The sequence below is a fragment of the Methylocella silvestris BL2 genome (assembly GCF_000021745.1).
Lineage (GTDB): Bacteria > Pseudomonadota > Alphaproteobacteria > Rhizobiales > Beijerinckiaceae > Methylocapsa > Methylocapsa silvestris.
In genome coordinates this window covers 1,909,558-1,927,500 of record NC_011666.1, presented here as the reverse complement: position 1 = coordinate 1,927,500, position 17,943 = coordinate 1,909,558, and the positions used below count along the sequence as shown (strand labels likewise).

Genomic DNA, 17,943 nt, shown 5'->3' with positions numbered 1-17,943 from the left:
AACAGCGGAATTCGTATCGCCGCCGCCGACATTGCCGGGCGGACGCTGAATGAAATCCTGGCCGCCAAAGGGTTTTTGCGCGAGACGCCGGAGCTGATCGCGGCTTTCGATCAGGCGGCGGAGCGCTACTTCGAATGGCGTCAGTGCTATGGCGCGCAGTTCCTCGGCCGCGGAACGGGCTTTCACGCCGAAGATCCCAACGCCTCCCATCGCGATACGGACTGGTCGCGCAAGGACATCGTCGTGCTCTCGACGGGCGGAGGCTCGGCGCGCCTCGTCAATGACGAGGAAGTGCTCTCCGCGCGCAGCCTGACGCTTGAGGCGCCGGGCGACATCCTCGCCCATTTCGCGCGCAAGGCGTCGAAAAGCAATCAATTCGCCGCCGAGGACGAGATCAACGAATTGCGCGAGAAAATGCCCGCCGGTCTCTTCACCCGCCTGCCGGTGCATCCCTACATTTTGATGTTCCATCTCGACCTGCATCACCATCTGTGGGTGCATGTCGATGAAATGTCGCTCTATCGCTATCAGCCGGAATTGAAGAACAAACTGGTGCTGCCGCCGGAGCAGACGGATCTCATCGACATCCTCACCGCCGAAATGGACGTTCTGATGGACGATATCGTCGAGGGCAAATCGGGCGGCACGACCGTGCTTTGCGCCGGGCCGCCCGGCGTCGGCAAGACTCTCACCGCCGAGGTCTATTCGGAAATCATCCAACGCCCGCTCTACCGCGTGCATTCGGGACAACTTGGCCTCAACGTCACGACGATGGAGACGGCGCTCAAGGACATTTTGACCCGCGCGCAGCGTTGGGGCGCGGTGATGCTGATCGATGAAGCCGACGTCTACATCAAGCGGCGTGACGACAACATCGCCATGAACGCGGTCGTCGGCGTCTTTCTGCGCGTGCTCGAATATTTCAATGGCCTGTTGTTTCTGACCACCAACAGGGTTGACGATATCGATGAGGCGATCGTGTCACGCTGCATTGCGCTCATCAAATATTATCCGCCGGACGATGACGCCAAGCGCCGCATCTGGCGCGTCATGGCCGAACAATTTGCGCTCAAAATCTCGGACACGCTGATCGACGATTTAGTCGGAGCCTATCCCGCCGCCTCGGGACGCGACATCAAGGGCCTCGCCAAGCTGGCCGCCAAATATTGCCATCAGAAAAAAACCGCGCCGGACATCCATGTCTTTCAGCGCTGCGCGGTGTTTAGAGGGCTGGATTCGGTCCGCGCGGTGGCGTTTGCCTCGTCGTGACGGGCCCAAGCTTTTCGCGACGGGAAGCGTAATCTCTTGATGGGCTTTCGTCCCATCATCCAGCGCTAGCGGCCGAGACTGGAAATATAATCGCCAACCAATGCGCGCGCCTCCCCGAGCACGTCGGCTGTCTCCTTCAAATCTTCCCTGACCAGCGCTGGCAGGGATTTCAGGACATGCAGAAGCAATGTCGCTGCGGCCTCGCCTTTGGCCGACGGCAGGGGTCCTGCGGACGCCGTGAGGATCGCGACGATCCTTCCCCTTACGGCGGCGCCGAAGGTTGAGCGCATCTCGGCCGCGGCGTTGCTGCGGGCGTTGATGAGCGCGATCGCCGCAGCGCGCTCGGCTCGCAGGCCAAGCATGACGTCGATGAGAGCGCCGGCGAGCGCCGCAGGTGAGAGCCGGCCCGCCTCGGCTTCGATTTCATCGAGAGCATTCAGAAAATGGGCGCCGTAACCGATGACGAACGCGTCGGCCAGCGCTTCCTTGGTCGGGAAGAACCTGTAGAGCGAGCCGATGGCCGTGTCGGCCTGCGCGGCGATCTCTGTCATGGTCGCTAAATCATAGCCTTTTTCAGCGAACACGATGGCCGCTGCGTCCATGATTGCGGCGACGCGATCCCTGCCGCGCTGCCGTTTCGGCGCCACCGGGGCGGCGGTTGACTTTTGCGAGGACATCCTCAACTATCCAATATGCGAATATTCCCTCGCATATCACGCCGCCCGTCTCAGGTCATCCACCCGTTCATTCTGCCGGGCGGACGCCCAGCCGCAAAGGTTTCTCGATGATCGCTCTCGATCCCCGCTTCGCTGCCCTCGTCCTGATCGATCTTCAGGCCGGTATTGTCAGCCGCCAGCTCGCCCCGCGCGGCGGCCCTGACGTCGTGAACGCCGGTAGAATGCTTGCCGAGCGTTTTCGGGCGGCCAGATCGCCCGTCGTCCTGGTCCGGGCGGCGTTCGCGGCCGATTTCGCGGATGCGCCGCCCGGCCTGGTCGACGAGCCGATGCCGCGGCCGGAAGGCGGTTTTCCGCCGGACTGGACGTCGCTTGCGGACGGGCTTGCCGAGCCGACCGACATCCTCATCACCAAGCGGCAATGGGGCGCGTTTTATGGCACGGAGCTCGATCTGCAGCTTCGGCGCCGGGGCGTCCGCACGCTGGTCATTGGCGGCGTGGCGACGAATTTCGGCGTGGAATCCACCGTCCGCCAAGCGTGGGAATATGGCTATGACGTCTGTGTGGCGGAGGACGCTTGCGCCAGCGTTTCCGCCGAACTTCATGATGTCGCGATCCGGCATATTTTTCCGCGCGCCGCGCGCGTCGTGCAGGCGGCCGACATCGCCTTCGCCGCCTGAGATGGCGAACTCATCGCCGTCGCCGCGTCGGGTTTCGCTGGCGTCCCGGTCCGCCGGGGCGCAATGGGCGATTCTGATTGGGCTATCTGCGGCGCTCGTGGTGGGGCTGGAAGCGCTTCATCTGCCGGCTGCGCTGTTGCTCGGGCCGATGCTGGCGGCGATTCTTCTTACCGTAGCTGAGGGCGGCGTTCGCGCGCCGCAATCGGCCTTTGTTTCCGCGCAGGCTGTCGTCGGCTGCATGATCGCCGGGAGTCTTCCGCTGTCCATCGGCGGCGAGATGCTCCGCAATTGGCCGCTGTTCCTCGGCGGCGTTGTTTCGGTCGTCGTTGCGGCCAACGGTCTCGGCTGGCTGCTCGCGCGCTGGCGCGTTCTTCCCGGCGCCGCCGCCATCTGGGGGTCTGCGCCCGGCGCCGCCTCGGCGATGATCCTGATGGCCGAAGCTTACGGCGCCGATATGCGTCTTGTCGCCTTCATGCAATATTTGCGCGTCGTCTGCGTCGCCATCGTCGCCTCGCTTGTCTCGCGGCTCTGGGTTGCGGGACCGCTCGATCACCATCCCGCCATTGTGTGGTTCCCGGCGGTGCCGTGGACCTCCTTCGCCGAAACGCTCGCAGTGGCGGCCCTCGGCGCTTTGGCCGGCAAGCGCTTGCACATTCCTGCCGGTCCGCTGCTGCTGCCGTTGGCGATCGGCGTCACTCTGCAATCGGGCGGCTGGATGACGATTTTTCTGCCGCCATGGTTGCTGGCTGCGTGCTATTGCGTCGTCGGCTGGAGCGTTGGTCTGCGCTTCACGCCCGCGATTATCGCCTATGCGGCGCGCGCGCTGCCGCGAGTCCTCGTCTCCATTCTCGCTTTGATCGCCATCTGCGGCGGGTTTGCCGCAATTCTGGCGACTGTCGGAGGGATCGATCCATTGACAGCCTATCTGGCCACCAGTCCCGGCGGCGGGGATTCGATTGCAATCATTGCGGCGTCGAGCAAGGTCGATGTTCCATTCGTCATGGCGATGCAGATGGCGCGGATTCTGGTCGTGCTGCTCTTCGGGCCAGCGATCGCCCGGTTTGTCGCGAAGCGAAGCGGCGCGGGCGCGAAGACATCCTGAAAACTACACTTCGTCCGCTTGATTTCGCATCCAGAAGGCGAGTTTTGTCAGCGCGGCGTCGATGTCGGCGCGAAGGTCCGGCGCCTCGATCGTCTCCTCAAGCGCGCCGCGCATGCAAAAGAGCCATGCGTCGCGCTCCGGGGCGCCGATCGGAAAGGAAAGATGCCGCTCGCGGAGCCGTGGCTGGCCGCGTTCCGCCGTATAGAGTTTCGGGCCGCCCATCCATTCCAGCAAATATCTTTTCAACAATTGCCGGGTCGGGCCGAGATCCTCGCCATGCATGGCGCGAAGCGCTTTGGCGGAAGGCTCGTTGTCCATGCGCCGGTAGAAGGCTTCGACAAGCCGGTCGACCGCGATCGCGCCGCCGATGCGCGCGAACATCGGCTCCGTCGCCTCCGCTTGGCCCGCCAGCATCATCTTTATTCGTCCATGCTGGGCAACAAAATGACTTCCGCCGGCGCGCCCGGTCCCTGATCGGCGACGAAATCGACGCCGGCGACGAGCGATAGGCCGCCGCCATTGTCCATCAGCACCACGGCGTCCTTCGGCAATTTGGCGAGCTCTTCGAGCAATTCGGCGACCGTCACGCGGCTCTCCTTGTGAGACTGGCGGACTTCAGGCCGCGGGCGCGTCGGACGAGGCTTGATCGAACGAGACGTAAACCGGCTCCTCGTCCAGCATGGTGATTGCGGCCCGGCGCAACACGCCGTCATCGTCATAGTCGTAGCAGTGGACGAGCTCGATCTCGCCGTAAACGAGCTTTTCGAAGCGGATCAGCCGCTCCCGCGCGTCGAACCAGGCGCGGATATAGGTGTTGCGATTGGCCAGCGCTTCGGGGTCGAGTGGGCTGACGAGATTGATCGGCAGTTTGACGCCGCTGTAGGACAAGAAGTACCGGCAATCCTGTTTCGTCTGGGGCGTCATTGCAAAGCTCGTCAGAAGGAAGGAAGAGGTTCGTCTTGCACAGGCCGCGCCTCTCAGCGGGAAGGACGCCGGTCAATCCAGGGCGGGCGCCTTGGCTTTCGCCGCTTCGCGGCGGCAGGTCTCGAGATCGGCGTCGGCAGTTTTGGGTCCGAGGCCGATCCATGCGTCGACATGGGCCGGGTCGAAGCCGACGGAGCGGGCGCCGTCAGCCTCCATCAGCGGACGGCGGATCAGCAGCGGTTCGGCGAGCATCAGCGCGATGGCCGCGCCGGCGTCGAGACCCTGCGGGTTGACTTCGCCGGATTTGACGCGCGGCGCCGCCTTGTTGAACCATTCCGCAACCGGCTTGTCGCCAAAGAAGCCGAGAAGCCGTTCGGAGGTCCATGGCTCCGTCAACAGATTGCGCACGCTGAGGCTATGGCCGGCGTCCTCGAGCAGGCGTTTTTGCTTCGTGTTATTGGCGCAGCCGGGCTTTTCATAAAAAATGACGTTCGTCATGCAAAACCCTCCGCCGCGCGCTTTTCTGACGCCGAGATGTCCGCTACCGGACAAATCAGACAAAATCGCCGTTCGTTGGGACGCTCAGAATGTTTTGCATCCCCTTACGCCTGGAACAGCAAGTTCTGTTCCGTCGTCCTGGGGGTTACTGCGTCCGGGCGGCGAGGGGCCCCGCCGCCGCCCGGACCGACTTCGACACCAGCAGGCCTTAATTGGTCGCTGGCGACTTGTGCATGATGACCGCGTCGTTGAGACGGACGATCTCCACCGCCTCAGCCGCGAAGCCGAGCTCATGCGGGGTCGAGAGCACGACGCTCTGCCCCGGCGCGAGCGTGGTTTCGAACCGGACCGGCAACGTATGCTCGCCCTCGGGAGCGATCGTGGCGACGACATGGAAGGCGCCGTTCTCAACCGTATAATAGGCCGTGCCCGAGAGGTCCCCGAGGTCGATGGCGTGGCCGCGCATGGGGGCCACTTCGGCGGCCTGCGCTGAGCCGATGACGGTCAGCGCCGCAGCCGCCGCGAGAAGGATATTACGAATTTTCATGATCAACTCCATTGCTTGGCGTTATCGCCGTTGCAGCAGAGATGATCCTCGTGCCATCATTAGTCAAACCGATGAGCTGCATGATAGTCATTGATAAAAATAATCTTGCTGGGATCGACCTCAATTTGCTGGTGGCGCTCGACGCGCTGCTGACCGAGCGCAGCGTCACTCGCGCAGCGGCGCGGATTGGCCTGAAGCAGTCGGCGATGAGCCATAATCTGTCGCGTCTTCGCGCGCTGTTTTCGGACGAGCTCATGACCCGCAGCCCGCATGGCATGCGGCTCACGCCACGCGCCCTCAGCCTGATCGAGCCTTTGCGCGCGGCGCTCGATCAGATCGAGGCTTTGGTCATTCGCAATGAGGTCTTCAATCCGGCGACGTCGGAGCGGATTTTCCGGCTCGGGCTGCCGGACAGCACCGAAGCCTTGCGCGCGCCGACGCTGCTGGCGCATCTCTGCGAGGTTGCGCCGCATGTGCGGCTTCGTCTCTTTTCGATCGATTCCCTGAAGGTGCTCGACGATCTCGACGCGGATCGGCTCGACCTCGCCATCGGTTTTGGAACCTTTGTGGACGGACAGGTCCATCACAAACGGCGGCTATTGGCGACGGACAGCTATCTTTGCATGTTTAACGCCGAGCGGATCGGGCTGCAGCCGCCGATCTCGCTTGAGGATTATGTCCGCCTGCCGCATGTGCTGACGAGCCTGCGCAAGGGCGAGCGCGGCGTCGTCGACGACGCTCTTGAGGCGCTTGGCCTCCATCGCATGGTCGCGCTGACGACGCCGCGCTTCGCCGCCGTGCCCTTTCTTGTGCGCGGGGCGCCGGTCATCACCACCATGCATGCGCGGCTGGCGCGCTATTTCGCCGCGCTGCTCGGCCTCAGCCTCAGCCCGCCTCCGGTGGATTTGCCCGAAGTGACGATCTCCCTGCTCTGGCACGCCTCCTATGATCGCGATCCGGCGCATGTCTGGCTGCGCGGCGTGGTGACGAAGCTTTTCGCCACGCCCGATCAATTTGCGGGGCCGGCTCGGCGCGCGTCGGCATGACGATTTCGCGGCTGCGGCGTCGACGCTATTGTGGCGGCGCATCGCAACGGAGAAGCCGACGTGGAGCATGAAATTACGGATGGGCGGCTGCGCGCCGTCATCAAGGCGGCTGGCGCCGAGCTGACCTCGCTGACCGACGCGGAGCGAACCGAATATATCTGGCAGGCTGGCCCTGCCTGGCCGCGTCATGCGCCGGTGCTGTTTCCGATCGTCGGACGGCTGAACGACGATCTGCTCAATCATGGCGGCAAGAGCTACCGCATGACGCAGCATGGCTTTGCGCGCGACCGCGCCTTCAGCTGGATCGAGCGCGGCGCCGACAGTTGCAGCCTCCAGCTTGTCGATGACGAAGAGACGCGCGCGAAATATCCGTTTCCGTTTCGGCTCGAGCTGTCCTATCGGCTGGCCGCGGGCGTGCTTCACGTGGGTTTTGCCGTCGTCAATACCGGCGCGGAAACTCTGCCGGCCTCTTTCGGCGCGCATCCGGCGTTCAACTGGCCGCTGAGGCCGGACATCGCTCAAGAGGATTACGCGCTGATTTTTTCGCAGGAAGAGCCCGCGCCGATCCGGCGGCTTGCCGGCGGCCTGATGACGCCGGACGAATTTGCGACGCCGATCGAGGGAAAGCGCTTGGCGTTGCGTGAAAATCTGTTCGAGGCGGACGCGATCATCCTTGATCGCGTCGCGAGCCGGTCGGTGCGCTTCGCCGCGCCGCAGGGGCCAGGCGTTGAGGTCGAATGGGACGGCTTTCGCGAACTCGGGATCTGGATGAAGCCGGGCGCGCGGTTTTTGTGCGTCGAGCCCTGGCTCGGCGCGGCGAGCCCGATCGGCTTCGAAGGCCCCTTCGAGACCAAGCCCGGCCTCGCGCTGATCGCTCCGGGCGAGACGCGCTCGGCTGAAATGCGCATCAGAGCAATTTAAGCGCGGGCGGCGAGCCGTTGGCGAGCTTTGCGACATTCCGCGACGCGTAACGCGGTTTGACGATGCTTAAGCAGGCGTGAAATGCAGCGCCTTGACTTCCCTGACGCCGGGCGCCGCGCGGATGTCGGCGAGGACCTCATCGGGCACCGCGCCGTCGACCGCGATAAGCGCGACCGCCGAGCCGCCTTCGCGGTCGCGGCCGAGGGCAAAGGTCGCGATATTCAGCCCTGCCGCGCCGAGAATGCTGGTGAAGCGGCCGACGAAGCCCGGCTTGTCGTCATTGCTGACATAGATCATCACGGGCGCGACGACCGCGTCGACCTCGATGCCATTGACCGAAATAATGCGCGGCTTGCCGGCGTGGAACACCGTGCCGCTGATGCGGCGCTCATGCGTCTCGGTCTCGACGATCAGCGTGATCAGCGACTCATAATCGCCGTCGGAGGCGCGGATGACTTCATCGACCACGACGCCGCGCTCCTTGGCGACGGCTGGCGCGGAAACGACGCTGACGTCGGCGAGCAGCGGGCGCAAGAGACCGGCGACGACGGAGGCGGTCAGCGCCTTTGTCTTCAATTGCGCGACGGCGCCCTCATAGATGATCGTGACCTTCTTGACGCCGCTGTCGACCGTCTGGCCGCCAAAAGAGCCGAGGTGGTCGGCCAGAGCGATGAAGGGCCTCAGCTTCGGCGCCTCCTCCGCGCTGATCGACGGAAAATTGACGGCGTTCGAAATCGCGCCGCGGGTCAGATAATCCGACATCTGCTCGGCGATCTGCAAAGCGACGTTTTCCTGCGCCTCATTGGTCGAGGCGCCGAGATGGGGCGTGCAGACGACATTCGGATGGCCGAACAGCGGATTTTCGGTCGCCGGCTCCTTGACGAAGACGTCGAAGGCCGCGCCGCCGACGTGGCCGGAATCGAGCAGCGCGCGCAAGGCCGCTTCGTCGACAAGGCCGCCGCGCGCGCAATTGATGATGCGCACGCCTTTTTTGGTCTTGGCGAGGCTTTCGGCGGATAAAATATGCTTGGTCTGCGGCGTCAGCGGCGTGTGCAGGGTGATGACGTCGGCGCGCGCCAGAAGATCGTCGAGATCGACCTTTTCAACGTCGAGGTCGCGCGCCTTTTCCGGCGAGAGAAACGGGTCGTAGGCGATGACATGCATATGCAGGCCGATCGCGCGTGAGGCGACGATCGCGCCAATATTGCCGCAGCCGATGACGCCCATCACCTTGCCGGTGATCTCAAGGCCCATGAAGCGGTTCTTCTCCCATTTGCCCGCCTGGGTCGAGGCGTCCGCCGCCGGAATCTGGCGCGCCAGCGCGAACATCAGCGCGATCGCATGTTCGGCGGTGGTGATCGAATTGCCGAAAGGCGTGTTCATGACGATCACGCCTTTGGCGGTCGCGGCCGGTATGTCGACATTGTCGACGCCGATGCCGGCGCGGCCGATGACCTTCAACCGGCTCGCATTTTCGAGGATCTCGGCGGTGACCTTGGTCGCAGAGCGGATCGCCAGACCGTCGAAATCCTTGATGATCGCCGCGAGCTTTTCCTTGTCCTTGCCAAGGGCCGGTTGAAAATCGACTTCGACGCCGCGGTCCTTGAAGATGGCGACGGCGGCCGGCGAAAGGGCGTCCGAGATCAAAACGCGCCGAGGCATGAAATTCTCCAATCCTCAAAATGCTTGAAGCGCGCAGCGCCTTGATGCGCTGCTGCGCTCATGCGCAAGCCGTGCGGGACATCCGGTCAGGCGGCCTTGGAAAAATCGCGCTTCACGCTGGCGAAGGCGTAGTCGAGCCAATGCGTCAGCGCCTTTATATCGCTCGCCTCGACCGTCGCGCCGCACCAGATGCGCAGGCCCGGCGGGGCGTCGCGATAGGAGCCGATGTCAAAGGCGACGTTTTCTTTTTCGAGCAGGCTCGCGAGCGATTTCGCAAAGCGGCTCTCCGCGTCGGCCCCGAGCGCTGCGATCGCCGGATCGACCACCTTGAGGCAGACGCTCGTATTCGATCGCGTCGCCGGGTCTTTCGCCAGAAAATCGATCCAGGGGGTCGCCGCGACCCAATCGGCGAGCGCCTTTGTATTGGCGTTTGCGCGCGCGATCAGGGCGGTAAGGCCTCCAATCGATTTTCCCCATTCGAGCGCGTCGATATAATCCTCGACGCAAAGCATCGAAGGCGTGTTGATGGTTTCGCCCTCGAAAATGCCTTCGATCAGTTTGCCGCCGCTGGTCAGGCGAAACAGTTTTGGCAGAGGCCACGCCGGCTCATAGCTTTCGAGCCTCGCGACAGCGCGCGGCGACAGCACGATCATGCCATGGCCGGCCTCGCCGCCCAGCGCCTTTTGCCAGGACAGGGTCGTGACGTCGAGCTTCGTCCAGTCGAGCTCCTGCGCGAAAGCGGCGGAGGTGGCGTCGCAGATCGTCAGGCCCGCGCGGTCGGCGGCGATCCAGTCTGCATTGGGGACGCGGACGCCGGAGGTGGTGCCGTTCCAGGCGAAGACGACGTCATTGGCGAAATCGACTCCGGCGAGATCGCTGATTTCGCCGTAGCCTGCGGAAAAGACCCGCGCGTCCTTCAGCTTGAGCTGCTTGACGATATCCGTGACCCATCCCTGGCCGAAGGATTCCCAGGCGAACACGTCGACGCCGCGTTGTCCGAGAAGGGACCAAAGCGCCATTTCGACCGCGCCGGTGTCGGACCCCGGCACAATGCCGATGCGATAATCGGCCGGAACCTGCAAAAGCTCGCGCGTCAGGTCGATGGCGCGTTTCAGCTTCGCCTTGCCGGCTTTGGCCCGATGCGAGCGTCCAAGCAGCGCGCCGGCGAGGCCCTGCAGCCGCCACCCCGGACGTTTTGCGCAAGGACCTGAGGAAAAATAGGCGCGCGAGGGCCGCGTCCGCGGAGCCGAATGGGTCATCTTGACCCTCCTAATATCATGTCGCAGATCATCATCGATGGGCGCGCAGATTAGCGTCCGCATCAATTTGCGACTCGTGCCTGCATGGGCGATCCGCCCAGCGCGATCCGCATTTGGCGGTCGGCTTTCGCGTAACGCCGTTCATCGCCTTATCGAATTTTGGGAGAGGCAAAACAATAGTTCTATATGCGTAGTCGAGCCGCGCCGACTTACCGCCCGCGGGTTGAGCGCGGGCGGCGCTTGCGCCGCAAAATAGCGATCAGGCCGCTATTTGCAGAAATTCTTGACCAGGGGAGCGTTGAAGCAAGAGCCGGCGAGCGGCTTCAAGGCCGCAAGGGGGGTCACGTTCCAGGTGGCGTCATTTGGAAAGCAACTCGCCGCCTTTGCCGGCAATGCCTGTGCGGTCGTCTGATCCGACGCGACGAACTTGGGAGGCATTTTCACCGAAAACCCGATACAGCCGCCATTCGGGCAGTCAATGTCCTTGCCGGCATAGCCGCAGGTGATGTCGCGCTCCGCCTTGGTCAAATTCGAAGGCGGATATGGGGCGGCCGCGCCGACGCATGTCGAGCCAACGTAGCTGCAAAATGATTGCGGCACGCAGTGGCCTCTCTTGGCGCCGTCGAAATCGCTTTGGTAGGCGCTGAGGTTGAGCGTGACCTTTAAAATGCCGGTGGCCGGATCATAGGCCGGCACGATGCTGCCGGGATTGCTCGAGTCGGGAGAAATAACAAATGGCGCGTTCCTGACGTCAACGCGGATTCTCTTGAACCCGTCGGCCACAACGAACTCGGGGCCGACATACATCTCATAGGTTTGCGCCGTCTTCTCCGTCGCAAACACATTGAAGAAGTCATATGTCTGACCGGCTTTAAAGACGCTTATCAATCCGCCAAAATTGATCGGCGGGTCGTTTCCAATTTTTCTAATATCTTGCGGTTTCCATGGAGCCGTCGTCTGCGTCGTCTTGCTCGCGGTCGTATCAAAAAAGTAGTGCCCGTTATTGACGGTCATGGTCTCGCGCTGGCAGAGATTCATGCCCGCCATCCTGATGAATTCAGGCGTCGCCTTTTTTAGCCACTCCGAGCCGGTCTGATACTCGCGGTAGAGGGGAACGCCAAATTGGCGTGGGTTGGTGGCTTCTGAGTCCCATTCAGTGTCGCCGCAAGACAAATATCCGGCGTCAGGCGGCGGCGGAGACACATGGCGCGTCGCCTCCGGATACACCACGGTGGTGAGATATTCGTAGGGGCTGGTCCGGGCCGTGCCGCCCTCCGTAACGGCGCCGTCGGACTGGCATTCGACGCCTTCGATCGGGGCCGTGAAAAATGGATCTTCATTCACCGACGTCGTTTTCGCGAAACCGGTCAACGATCCGTCAACGTCGGTCAATTCGGTCTGCCGGTCGACCGAGCTGAACTCTCCGAACGTCGTACTGTTCGAAGTGCAGTAACGCGCGGCGGTCTGTGCGGGATTCGTGATATAGGTGTTGGGATTGTGTTGCGGCACGATCACGAGATGGCGAATATCGACGTCTTCAAAAAACAGATTGCGCGAGCGGAAGTTGGGCGGGTAGTAAAACCCATTCGGCTGCTTCCAACCAACGGCGGCATTGGGAATGTAGCATCTGTTTTTGGCGATCGGATTGACTTTGTCGACCAACACGGCCTTGGGTATGCCACTGACCTGCCAGTAAACGGTCGAATCTTTGTCGGCTTTCGGGCCAATGTCGATTTTCTTGATGTCGATATAGGCGTTTGAATCCTGATGAGCCGGCCCATCATAGATGTTGAACATGTGCTGGGCGACGCTGAAGGCGGTAAAGGGCCCCATCACCATGCTGTTCTTCACGGAGGTGCATGCGCGCGTTTGATCCGCCGAATAATCGCAGGTAAGCCCGGTCTCCTTGTTGAACGGACTCAATGCTGAGGCATATCCATAAGGCTTGGTCGACGGTTGCGTTTGTCCGACGAAGACGGTTTTCAGAGCCAGCTCCCACAGCCCCTTGATGGCCGATGAATGCGTATAGTCTCCCCCCGAAATGAAGGACAGGCCAGCATTCTGCACATCGGATATAAAACTGTTGCTGACGAGGTGCCAACGCGTGCGCAGCCATACGGCGGCAAAATTGTAAGACGCATAGTTGAAGCTGGTCGTATAGTCATTGATGACCGTCGGCACGCAATTTGTTTCATCAGCGTCCTGGCAGATCGGCGCTGTCTCTTGGTTGCAGGGGCCGGTAGCGGGGCATTTGGAGCCGTGGCCCAACTGGCCCTGATCGAGGTTGGGATAATAATCGCCCGCACAGATCGGCCATTTGGTTCCGGCCCCACAGTTCGGGGGAGCGACTGCGCCAGTGCTTGGAGCGAGGGGATTCGGGACCGGAACCGCGGGGGTGCTGGGCGTGTCAGTCGGTCCGACGCCGACGCAAGCCTCAGTATAGCCGACTGTCTGGAAAGAGGTCATCGCCGACGTACAGAAGTTGCCGTCGAAATTCATGAGAGGGCTGGTGCCGACGCGCGTCGCGGACTGCGTCCCGGCATAGGAATCCCAGGTCATTTTCAGGGAGCCGCCGCAGATCTGCGCCGGAGCCTGCCAATAGCAGACGCCGCAGAGCGCCGCCCCGGCGGCCATATTGCCCTGAAAGTCGTTCCAGCCGTTGGTAATCCAGAAAACGGACGGCGTGGTCACGTCGCCCATATATTTGGGGATCGGAACAAAATCCGGGGACGAGAGAATGCCCGGAATATTGCGCGGGTTTTGAGCATTCTTAATCGCCGCGCGGGCGAAAATGCCGATGTTCGAGTATAATTTATTATCGGTTTCGACGGCGTCCTCGAGATAGAAGCCGTGGCCGATCGAAAGATAGCCGACGTTGCGCGCGAGCAGCACGTTTTGCGTGCCATGAACGGTGACCCAGCGGGTCATCGATTCATTGATGGAGGAATCCTTCAGGAAGGTGCCGGCCGGCGTCTTCCGCGCCATATGGAAATGAACAGGATAGTGGCCAATCCGTCCTCCCTGTCCGAGTTGGCGAAACTCGACGCCCTGAACGTTGAACGCCGCAAATCCCGCCCGCGCGATGACCTGGCCGCCGAAGGAATTATAGATATCGGCCGGATCGGTGTCGCAGGGCGCAAAGCATTTGCCGAAGGCCGCGCCTCCCGAGACGATTTGGATGCTGCGCGTCAGCAAAGCGACCGCGGCCCTGGTTTCCGCAGCCTTCTTGGTGAACATCAGGCGGGCGGGAATACTGGCGAGCGAATATTGCTCTCCGTTGTGCGTCCATTTCGCGCCAGAATTGTCGCACTTCTGTCCGGTGGGGCAGAGAGCGTCAAATTTTATTTTTTCGCCGCTCTTGTCGATATCCTCAATGACCATTTCCTCGGAGTGATTGGCCAGATAGTCGGTGGTCGTGACGACAAAATGGTCGCCATCTTCCCAGTCGACCGGGCTTGAGACGACGAGCGTGTGGTCGTTCTTTCCTCCAAGAATGGTTCCCTTCAACCTGACCCAGCTTGTCCCGGAGTTTTTCGGGGCCGGCTCGGCGCCGTAGATTGCGCCCTTCTTGCCGAACAGCTGCAGCGTTCCGCCGTAGGAAACGGCCAGCACCTTGGCGCCGAAAAAGCCGACGTTTCCGTCGCCGTCCGCTCCGTCGTCAAACGGCAGGGGGTCATATTTATAGAAGCGATCCGTCACGCCGCCGGGCAGGCTTTGCTCGCTGGCCCCGTTGCTGGCCCAGATATCTTTGTCAATGCCGCAGGGCGCGCCATTGTCGGCTTTGGGCGATTTGCATGTGATCCCTTTGCCGTGCAAATCCGCAGGCATGGCGCCGTAGAGATGGATGGTGAGGCGGCCGCCGCGCGTTCCAAAAGGGTCGGTGACGCTTCCGGCGATCAGTTTGCCTCCGTTTTCAATAAGGATCGAACTCGCCCAGAAATCGATTGCGATCTTGAGGGTATTGGCTCCTTCGTCGAAAATCAGGCTTCCGCCGTTGGTGATGTTAATCTGATTGTAATTGTAGGTCCCGCTACCGGCGTGACATTCGTGGCTGATTTCGATGCTCTGGCCAGAGCCGAGAGGGAGCGTTCCGCCTGGGCATTCCGGCGACTGCGCGCGCGCCGGGCCGGCTGCGACAAACGCGCCGAGAAGCGCTGCGATGACAGCTAGCATCGTGGATTTGATCAGGGAGCGACCATGACGCCGTTCAGCCGCAAGAATACACATCATGCTTCCCCCTAAGATTTAGCCGATGAGAAACCCGAGAATTCAAAAACGTCAAGGCCCCGATAGGCTATTGCGAGCATCGCACAACGGATTAATTACTTGTGCGGCAGCGAAGCGGGCCGCCGGCATAGAACGTGACGTTGACATGTTGCACACCCTAAGAAACCATCCGGAGGATACAGTCGAGGGTTGCAGCGCTTGTTCCGCCGCGCTTTGATTCAGTCGTCCATCGTTGCCATTGAACCAACCTCGCAACGGGGCGAAACCTTTCACCCTGAAGAATTCACCTTGACGACCAATCCAGAAAGAGCCGGGATAAAGACGCGTCGCAGGGCTTTCGACGGGCGGCGTGCGCGCGTGTGGGCGCTCAAGGCGGACGGCTTTATAGTGGTCGCGGCGCTGTGGATGCTTGCGGCGCTGGCGGCTTTGGCCGGCGTCTATGCGGCCTTCGTGTCCAACACGGCGGCGTCCGCCCGTCTTTTTGATGACCGGCTGCAGGCCGAGGCGCTGATCAACGCCGGGCTCGAACTTGCAGCGCTGCGCGTCCTTGGCGGCAAAGATGACGACCGCCCCAGTTCCGGCGAAATCGCGTTCAGGCTCGGGCGCGCGACGGTTGACGTTACGTTTCGCTCCGAGGCGGCGCGCATTGACCTCAATGAGGCCTCGAAGCCGCTGTTGTCCGGCATGTTCGTGGCGCTTGGCGCGAAACAGGACGCCGCCGATTTCGCCGCCGACCGCATCATCGGCTGGCGCAAGAAGAGCAGCGTTCCAGGCCGGAACGAGGAGGCCGATCGCTATCGCGACGCGGGGCTTGGCTATGCGCCTCGGCAGGCGCCGTTCCAGAATCTCGCTGAATTGCGCTTTGTTCTTGGCCTGCCGGCCGACCTCGTCGAGCGCGCGCTTTCTTTTGTTACCATTTTCAATGGTCATGCGGAAGTCGATGTCAATGAGGCTGCGCCCGAAGTCATTGCATCGCTGCCGCATATCAGTCCGGACGCCGTCGCCGCCATTCTCCGCGCGCGCGATCCGCAAAATCCGTCGGCGGTCGTCAACCTGCTCGGCGCGGCGCGCTCCGAGGTCTCCATCGGCGGGCGCCGGCCGATCCGCGTCGCCGTCGCAGTCCGCCTCGACAGCGGCCGGAAGGTCAAAGCCGACGTCGTGCTGCTCATCACGGACGGGGCGGCGCCTTACCGCATTCTCGCCTGGCGCGACGATTTCGACGGTTTTCGATGAATGGCGCGACGAAGATTACGCCATTTGCGCGCTTTATCCGGCAGCCGGCGCATGCGAAGGAGGGGCGCCCCCATCGAACTCCGTGCCGAGCCCGATCATGACTCATGTCGCGACGCTTGTCTGCGATCCCAGAAGGCCGATCCTGACCGACGAATGCGTGCGGCTGGCGCGGGGAGCGGCGCCGAGCCCGCTGGAAACGCGCTGGCTTGATCCGGGCGTCGCTGTCGACATCTGCTTTGCCGCCGACGCCTCCGCCGATCTGAAGACGGTGGAACAGGCGATGCGCCGGACGCTGGCCGGCGCCGCGATCGACATTATCGTCCAGCCGAAGCAGGGCCGGCGCAAAAAACTTCTTACCGCCGATATGGATTCCACCATGATCGGCCAGGAATGCATCGACGAACTGGCGGCCGAAATCGGCAAAAGGGACCACGTCGCGGCGATTACCGAGCGCGCCATGCGCGGCGAAATCGCTTTCGAGGCGGCGTTGCGCGAGCGGGTGGCGCTGCTGAAGGGGCTCCATCGCGACGCCATCGATCGCGTGATCGAGACGCGCCTCACGCTGACGCCGGGCGCCCGCACGCTGATCGGCGCGATGCGCCGCCATGGCGCGCATACGGCGCTGGTTTCCGGAGGCTTCACCGCCTTTACCGGCGCGATCGCCGAGGCGATCGGATTTGAGGCGCATTTCGCCAACAGGCTGGAGATCGATTCCAACGATTTCTTTACGGGCCGCCTGATCGAGCCGATCTTCGGCGCCGACGCCAAGCTTGCGACGCTCCGCCGCCTCTGCGCCGCCTATGGGCTCGACGCCAGCGAAGCCATCGCGGTCGGAGACGGCGCGAACGATCTTCCGATGCTGCGCGAGGCAGGCCTTGGCGTCGCTTTTCGTGGCAAGCCCCTCGTCGCCGCCGCTGCGGATGTTCGCATCGATCATGCCGATCTGACCGCCTTGCTCTATGCGCAGGGTTTTTCGCGCGAGGAGTTTGCGGGCGACGGAGGCAGGGCTGCGGCGGGGGGCCGCTAGGTGGAAACGCGCCTTGGCGCATCCCAAGTTGCGGGGCTTGGATCTTTTCGCTGGAATGGCGCGTCAGCTTCTGGAATGATCCGGTCCGGCGGAGCAATTTGTCGGACGTCCGCTCCGGTCGGAAAAATCAGGGTCGATCAAGAAGAAAAGAACCGGACGTGCCAGCTTTTCAATTTCATGGCTGTTTCGCGCGTCTGGACGCAAGTGCGCCTCCGACCCTTCGCAACAGCGTTTTCGCCCTGCTGACGCTCTGCCTTGCCGCCTTTGCCGGCGCGGCGCCGGCGGCAGCGATGAGCTTTCGGTCCGTCGGTCATCCTGCCGTATCATGTCGGGGCGTCTGCGGCCCGATCATTGCGGCCGAGGGCCGGATCACGGATGAAACGCCAGCGGAATTTCTCGCTTTTCTGCGAAGCGCCTATCGCCCGGGCGGCGCCCATGGCGCTTTGCCGCGTCCAATCGTTCTGCTCGATTCGCAAGGGGGCAAGATCGTCGCCGGCATGGAGCTTGGCAAAGCGTTTCGCAAATTCGGCGTGACCGCCATCGTCGCCTCGGCCGGCTCGGGCGACGCGACGCCTGCCCCCGGCGTCTGCTACTCCGCCTGCGTCTATGCGCTGATGGGGGCGGCGACGCGCATCGTTGCGCCCTCCAGCGCGATCGGCGTCCACCGCATGTTCGCCTATAATGGCGGCGCGCGCCATTTCGCGACCGGGGAGATGATGGCGGCGTTACGCCGCTACAGCCGGGCGATGGGCGTCAGCACGGAAGTTATCGCGGCGGCGGAACAAATCGGTCCGGACTCGCTGCGCATTCTAACGCCGGGCGAGCTCGCGCGCTGGGGCCTTGCTTCAGCCGGGTCGTGACCGAGCCTTCAAAT

The 17,943-nt window shown here is 62.6% G+C and carries 17 protein-coding genes (1 of these 17 only partly in view); 8 read left to right on the top strand and 9 right to left on the bottom strand.

The genetic code is table 11. The annotated features are described in order from the left end of the window. Positions 1–1,269, top strand: the 3' portion of a protein-coding gene (locus tag MSIL_RS09015; RefSeq protein WP_012590787.1) for an AAA family ATPase. The gene continues 444 nt to the left of window position 1, outside the view; 1,269 of the gene's 1,713 nt are visible here — the last part of the coding sequence; the start codon falls outside the window, past its left edge; it ends in the stop codon at positions 1,267–1,269. A 65-nt stretch (positions 1,270–1,334) separates the two neighbouring features. On the opposite strand, the gene MSIL_RS09010 is transcribed toward MSIL_RS09015, so the two are convergent. Then, on the bottom strand, positions 1,335–1,946 hold the full coding sequence (locus tag MSIL_RS09010) for a TetR/AcrR family transcriptional regulator (RefSeq protein WP_012590786.1): 612 nt from the start codon (positions 1,944–1,946) through the stop codon (positions 1,335–1,337). Positions 1,947–2,053: 107 nt separating this feature from the next. Here MSIL_RS09010 and MSIL_RS09005 point away from each other — a divergent pair, with 107 nt between their 5' ends. Both MSIL_RS09005 and MSIL_RS09000 read left to right on the top strand, forming a co-directional pair. Further along, complete coding sequence (locus MSIL_RS09005; RefSeq protein ID WP_012590785.1) at positions 2,054–2,623, top strand: hydrolase; 570 nt, start codon at positions 2,054–2,056, stop codon at positions 2,621–2,623. A gap of 1 nt (position 2,624) precedes the next feature. Beyond that, on the top strand, positions 2,625–3,725 hold the full coding sequence (locus tag MSIL_RS09000) for an AbrB family transcriptional regulator (RefSeq protein ID WP_012590784.1): 1,101 nt from the start codon (positions 2,625–2,627) through the stop codon (positions 3,723–3,725). 3 nt (positions 3,726–3,728) lie between these two features. Here MSIL_RS09000 and MSIL_RS08995 read toward each other — a convergent pair whose 3' ends face one another. From MSIL_RS08995 to MSIL_RS08980, 5 genes are all read right to left on the bottom strand, one after another. Further along, positions 3,729–4,142 (bottom strand): group II truncated hemoglobin, encoded by a 414-nt coding sequence (locus MSIL_RS08995; protein ID WP_012590783.1) that lies wholly within the window; start codon positions 4,140–4,142, stop codon positions 3,729–3,731. A 2-nt stretch (positions 4,143–4,144) separates the two neighbouring features. Beyond that, on the bottom strand, positions 4,145–4,312 hold the full coding sequence (locus MSIL_RS21660) for a hypothetical protein (protein ID WP_012590782.1): 168 nt from the start codon (positions 4,310–4,312) through the stop codon (positions 4,145–4,147). Positions 4,313–4,340: 28 nt separating this feature from the next. Further along, positions 4,341–4,649 (bottom strand): DUF6156 family protein, encoded by a 309-nt coding sequence (locus tag MSIL_RS08990; protein ID WP_012590781.1) that lies wholly within the window; start codon positions 4,647–4,649, stop codon positions 4,341–4,343. A gap of 72 nt (positions 4,650–4,721) precedes the next feature. Beyond that, the gene (locus MSIL_RS08985; protein ID WP_012590780.1) at positions 4,722–5,147 is read right to left on the bottom strand and encodes an ArsC/Spx/MgsR family protein; all 426 of its coding nucleotides are present in this window, start codon (positions 5,145–5,147) and stop codon (positions 4,722–4,724) included. Between the two features lie 208 nt (positions 5,148–5,355). After that, on the bottom strand, positions 5,356–5,694 hold the full coding sequence (locus tag MSIL_RS08980; RefSeq protein WP_012590779.1) for a hypothetical protein: 339 nt from the start codon (positions 5,692–5,694) through the stop codon (positions 5,356–5,358). A gap of 80 nt (positions 5,695–5,774) precedes the next feature. On the opposite strand from MSIL_RS08980, the gene MSIL_RS08975 reads away from it, so the two are divergent. Both MSIL_RS08975 and MSIL_RS08970 read left to right on the top strand, forming a co-directional pair. Then, complete coding sequence (locus MSIL_RS08975; protein WP_012590778.1) at positions 5,775–6,740, top strand: LysR family transcriptional regulator; 966 nt, start codon at positions 5,775–5,777, stop codon at positions 6,738–6,740. Positions 6,741–6,800: 60 nt separating this feature from the next. Continuing rightward, on the top strand, positions 6,801–7,661 hold the full coding sequence (locus MSIL_RS08970; RefSeq protein WP_012590777.1) for an aldose 1-epimerase family protein: 861 nt from the start codon (positions 6,801–6,803) through the stop codon (positions 7,659–7,661). A 66-nt stretch (positions 7,662–7,727) separates the two neighbouring features. Here the strand turns inward: MSIL_RS08970 and serA are convergent, their stop codons facing one another. From serA to MSIL_RS08955, 3 genes are all read right to left on the bottom strand, one after another. Next, the gene (serA, locus tag MSIL_RS08965; protein ID WP_012590776.1) at positions 7,728–9,323 is read right to left on the bottom strand and encodes a phosphoglycerate dehydrogenase; all 1,596 of its coding nucleotides are present in this window, start codon (positions 9,321–9,323) and stop codon (positions 7,728–7,730) included. Between the two features lie 86 nt (positions 9,324–9,409). Further along, the gene (locus MSIL_RS08960) at positions 9,410–10,582 is read right to left on the bottom strand and encodes a phosphoserine transaminase (RefSeq protein WP_012590775.1); all 1,173 of its coding nucleotides are present in this window, start codon (positions 10,580–10,582) and stop codon (positions 9,410–9,412) included. A gap of 267 nt (positions 10,583–10,849) precedes the next feature. After that, the gene (locus MSIL_RS08955) at positions 10,850–14,755 is read right to left on the bottom strand and encodes a G8 domain-containing protein (RefSeq protein WP_049768132.1); all 3,906 of its coding nucleotides are present in this window, start codon (positions 14,753–14,755) and stop codon (positions 10,850–10,852) included. Positions 14,756–15,166: 411 nt separating this feature from the next. Here MSIL_RS08955 and MSIL_RS08950 point away from each other — a divergent pair, with 411 nt between their 5' ends. The 3 genes from MSIL_RS08950 to MSIL_RS08940 all read left to right on the top strand — a co-directional run bounded on the left by MSIL_RS08950 (position 15,167) and on the right by MSIL_RS08940 (position 17,929). Next, entirely contained in the window at positions 15,167–16,042 is an 876-nt protein-coding gene (locus MSIL_RS08950) for a type II secretion system minor pseudopilin (protein WP_012590773.1), read from the top strand. A 97-nt stretch (positions 16,043–16,139) separates the two neighbouring features. Then, positions 16,140–17,069, top strand: coding sequence for a phosphoserine phosphatase SerB (gene serB / locus MSIL_RS08945; protein WP_012590772.1), 930 nt, complete (start codon positions 16,140–16,142; stop codon positions 17,067–17,069). Between the two features lie 158 nt (positions 17,070–17,227). Next, the gene (locus MSIL_RS08940; RefSeq protein WP_012590771.1) at positions 17,228–17,929 is read left to right on the top strand and encodes a COG3904 family protein; all 702 of its coding nucleotides are present in this window, start codon (positions 17,228–17,230) and stop codon (positions 17,927–17,929) included. Positions 17,930–17,943 lie beyond the last annotated feature (14 nt).